The 4,642-nt window shown below is 68.6% G+C and carries 2 protein-coding genes and 1 pseudogene; 2 read left to right on the forward strand and 1 reads right to left on the reverse strand.

What is annotated here, in order from left to right:
- Window positions 1-3,240, reverse strand: a pseudogene (locus tag ACLL81_RS01375) (glycosyl transferase); the annotation flags it as partial.
- Between the two features lie 653 nt (window positions 3,241-3,893).
- Between ACLL81_RS01375 and ACLL81_RS01380 the strand changes: the two are divergent.
- The gene (locus tag ACLL81_RS01380; protein WP_411286552.1) at window positions 3,894-4,076 is read left to right on the forward strand and encodes a hypothetical protein; all 183 of its coding nucleotides are present in this window, start codon (window positions 3,894-3,896) and stop codon (window positions 4,074-4,076) included.
- A gap of 287 nt (window positions 4,077-4,363) precedes the next feature.
- The coding region (locus tag ACLL81_RS01385) for an Arm DNA-binding domain-containing protein (RefSeq protein ID WP_411286553.1) at window positions 4,364-4,642 on the forward strand (279 nt) is incomplete at its 3' end.

The raw sequence follows: 4,642 nt of genomic DNA on the forward strand, positions 1-4,642 counted from the left end.
CCCGGCGAGCGCGATCAGGTGACCGGCCAGATTGCCGCTGTCGACGGTGGAGACATATTGCGGGTCGAGCGGACGCAGGTCTTTCGTGTCGTACCAGTTGTAGAAATGGCCACGGTAACGGGCCATGCGCCCCATGGTGGCCAGGGAGGCTTCGATCCGTTCGACGGCCTCGAGGGTTCCGATCCAGCCAAAGTCGCGGGCGCTGGCCACCGACAGGAGATAGAGACCCAGATTGGTCGGCGAGGTCCGATGGGCCAGGGCCGGCGCCGGATCCTCCTGGAAATTGTCCGGCGGCAGCATGTTGTCGGCGGGGGTGACGAAGGTCTCGAAGAACCGCCAGGTCCGGCGCGCGATCCGTCGCAGCGCCAGCGCGTCCTCGGTGGTCGGGGGCGCGGCCTCGCTATCAGCTTGCGGTAAGCTCAGCCGCTGCGCCACCGCGGGCGAAAGAATCCAGGCGGCCGAGAATCCCACGGCTAGGGGCCAGGCGTCGCGGCCGAACACCCACGCCTGGGCCAGGGCGGCGAGCGCGATCACTATGCCGCCAGCCATGCGGCGATAGAAAGGTCCGGTCTCCAGCCCAAGGCCGCTGGCGCTCTGGGCCGCGCTCACCCACTGCAGAAGATGCCGGCGCGTCACAAACAGCCGCCACAGGGTGCGCCCGATCGCGTCGCCCATCAGCCAGGCCTGGTGCGCCAGCAGGATGACCATGAGCCCCGAGCGATAGGTCGCCAGGCGCAGGTCGTCGCCAAGGCCGGCAAGATAGCTGCGCCGGGCGCCCCCAGGGCGGCGGGAAAGGAGGTCGCCGATCAACGGGAAGACCGCCGGGGCGGCGATCGTGCAGACCACGAATGCGGTCCAGGCCGACGCGGCGGCCAACGGCAGCGTCCACCCGGCAAACAGGGCGATGACCCCGGCCGGCGCCGTCAACGAGCGGCGCAGATTGTCCAGCATCTTCCAGCGGCCGACGGTCGGGAGCCCGCCATCTTTCCGCTTCCCGCCGCCCCATCCGAAGATCCATGGCAGGAGCTGCCAGTCGCCGCGCGCCCAGCGATGGTGGCGCAGCGATGCGACGTCGTAGCGGGCCGGGAATTCCTCGACGACCTCAACGTCCGACGCCAGGCCGGCGCGCGCGAACACGCCTTCGAACAGATCGTGACTGAGCAGGGTGGCGTCGGGCGTGCGCCCGGCGAGCGCGGCCTCGAAGGCGTCGATCTCGTAGATGCCCTTGCCGGCGTACGAGCCCTCCCCGAACAGGTCCTGGTAGACGTCCGAGACGGCGGCGGCATAGGGATCGATGCCGTTGGGGCTGGAGAAGATGCGCTGGAACAGCGACCCGGCGTCGCGGCCCGGCAGGGAGGGGGTCACCCGAGGCTGCAACACCCCATAGCCTTCCACCACCCGTCCAAGCGCGCTGTCGTAGCGGGGCTGGTTGAGCGGGTGGGCCATCTTGCCGATCAGGCGCCGCACCGCGTCCCGCGGGAGCCGGGTGTCGGCGTCGAGGGTGATGACATAGCGGATGTCGGGCGGCACGGCCGGCGAGCCGCCGGCCTGCGGCGCGTAGGTGGTGTCGGCGGCCCCGCGCAGTAGCCGATTGAGTTCGTGCAGCTTGCCGCGCTTGCGCTCCCATCCGATCCAGCGCTGTTCGCCGTCACTCCAGACCCGTCGGCGGTGCAGCAACAGGAAACGATCGCCGCCGGGGGCCGGCCCATACTTCCGGTTAAGCCGTTCGACGCCTTCGGAGGCGGCGGCAAGCAAGGCCTCGTCGTCCTCGACGGTCTCGCTTGCCGCGTCATTCCAATCGGAAAGCAGTGCGAAGTGGATATCCCCGTCCAGGCTGGCGAGATGGTGGATCTCGAGCCCCTCGATCTGCTCGGCGATCACCTCCTGGGTGCTCAGCAGCATCGGCACAGCAACCAGGGTGCGCAAGCGCGACGGCACCCCGCCACGGAGCGCCAGCGCAGGCAGAAAGGTCGCGCGGAAGACCCGAGTGACCACGACGTTGACCATCGCCACCGCAGCGTCCAAGGCGGGGACAATGCCCAGAAGGCCCAGCGCCGCCAGCCCGGTCGCCTCGACGTGCAAAGCCGAGAGGATCAGTAGCGGCGCTGCGAGGAAGGCCGCGGCCACGCCGACGATCGCTGCGCCGTAGCCTTTGATCCCCAGCGCGTGGCCCAGCCGCTCGGTCCAGGCCTCTGGCGGCGGGCGGTAGCCCAGGGTCTTTTCGAAGGCGCGGCGGCCCGGCGCCAGAAGGGAGTATCCGGGATCGGACCGTCGGTCCTGCGGATCGCCTCCAAGCCGTCGGCCGTGTTCCGCCGCCTGCAGCGCGCGGGTGGCGACATCGATTTCCGTGCGCTCCGAACCACGGGCCAGCTCCTCGATCGCCGAGCGGTAGTGATTGCGGGTAGCGACATCCATGTCCTGGAAGGCGCTGCCGGCGCTCAGTAGGTCGCTCACCAGACTGATGCTCTCGAACAGATCGAGCCAGTCGACCTCGGAGATCAGGCGCAGGCTGGTGATGATGTTGCGCATCGTGACGTTCGCGCTGACCTGGCTCTCCTGCTCTTCGCGGACCACGGCGTCGACCGTGGTCCCCTGCGCCGCAAGCCTTTCGTCGAGCCAAGTGAGGGCTGGGGCGGTGCGGAAGTCCTGATCGCGAAGCCGATGCGTCAGCTGGGCGACGAAGGCTTTCGCCAGCGGCCGCTCCTCCCGATCCGCGAGCATCGCCGCCGCCGCCTGGCCGACCGCGCCCAGCAGGCGGTCAGCCAGTTGGTCGGCCTGCCGGCGGGCTTCCTGGCTGCGCGCGATCTTCTCGGCAAGCCGCCGCAGATTCTCGATCAGCACGATCCGCAAGGTGATCGAGACCGCCCAGAGTTCGCCGATCGTCAGGGGCTGGACTTCTTGGTAGGCGCGCACATAGCGCCGCAGGATCTCGAGGTCGAAGCGGCTGTCGGTGTGGGCGACATAGGCCCAGGCGACACCGAACACCCGCGGATAGGCCTCGAAAGGTCCGGACGCCAGCTTCGGAAGCTGCCGATAATAGCCCGGCGGCAGGTCGGCGCGGATCTCGCGGATCTGCCTTTCCACAAGGTGGAAGTTGTCGATGAGCCACTCCGCCGCCGGGGTGATCGCAATCCCGGCCCGGGTGGCGCGCATGGTGGCCCGATAGCCCTCAAGCAGCTCCCTCTCGTTGTCCGCGAGCCGCGGGGCCAGCGAGTGGCCGGCCGTCAAATGCGACGCCACGGCCTGCGCCGCCGCGAGGCTCCTGGCGTGCTGCTCCAGACGCTCGATCCCGAAGAGTTCTTCGCGGATTGGCTCCGGGTTGTCCCACCGAAGGGATGGCGCGCCGAACGCCCTGCGCCACCGTCCCGCGGGCTGGGGTGCGCGAGCCGGACTCATGCGGGTTGCGCTACCGCCAGCCCTAAGTCGGACCGCCGGCGGGCGCGTGCGCAGCCCGCGGGTGGTTCCCACGGCCAGCCGAAACCACGGCCCCGCCGGGAGAGTCGGATGCGCTTTCCGCCCCGCGCCGCTCGCATGGTTGGTGCTCCTGCGGCCCATAGCCGCCGCGCCCCGATTCACGGGGGCCTGACCCTAGGACGCGGCGGACGTCGGGCCATTACATTTTTTGGCTTCGGAGCCCGCCACCGGCCGGCCCAATAGCCGAGGCCATCACCGGAGGGGCCAGCCATGCGCCGCAACCCCCTTCCCATTGCGGGCTTGAGGCGCGATGGCGCGCGTCCCTCTCGTAATCCCCGCGCCGGTCCGGCGGCTCCACGGGCTTTGCGGGCTGCTCGCCGAAGCCGTCGTCACCGTCACCAGCCCCGCAAACTTGCGATCAACGTCGCCCCACGACGAACCGGCTAGGGTTTGGTCGGACACAGCAAAGGAGAACCGCCATGGCCCTGGAAGTTATCGGCAGCGTCGGTCGGAGCGCCAAGGTGCGGTGGGAACGCCGGACAGGCGTCGTGCAGATCAAGCTGGCCAGCCTCTTCACGTCGACCAGGTACACGCTGCCCGTGCCCGCATTCACGATGCGGGCGGCCTTTGAAGTCGCTGAGAGCTACGTCCAGAGACAATGACGCCCGCGGCCCCCAGCGGACGTTGCTGGAAAGCATTCTAGAAAGCGCCACTGGCCCGAATGGCCAACCCGCTGAAAAGAATGGTGGATGCGACAGGGATTGAACCTGTGACCCCCTCGGTGTGAATTAGCTGCTCATACTCGCCTGCACATGCACCGAGTTGCGAAGTTCACCATAATCTCAAGTGATATCAGCAAGATGTGAGGCCGACTCCGCGGTGGAGGCGCCGTGGCTTGCCTCCAGTTGCTTGCTGTGTGATTGCTGGGTGATTGCTGGAGCGAGCCTCGATGCCCTCGGTCAGACTCTCCAAGCGCAGCGTGGACGGCGCTCAAGCGGGCGAACGCGACCTGTTCGTATGGGACACCGACCTGCGTGGCTTCGGGCTCAAGGTCACGCCCAAGGGCTCCAAGAGCTACGTGGTGCAGTACCGAATGGGGGGTCGCGAGGCCGGCACCAAGCCCCCCACTAGCCCCCCACACGTGACCAAGCTCCGCATCAGACAGGACACGGTCCCGCGCGGGAACGGCTCCCGGAAGCGACATCGCGGCCATTGGCGAGGTGGCGAG

The sequence above is a fragment of the Phenylobacterium sp. genome, assembly GCF_046590535.1.
GTDB lineage: Bacteria > Pseudomonadota > Alphaproteobacteria > Caulobacterales > Caulobacteraceae > Phenylobacterium.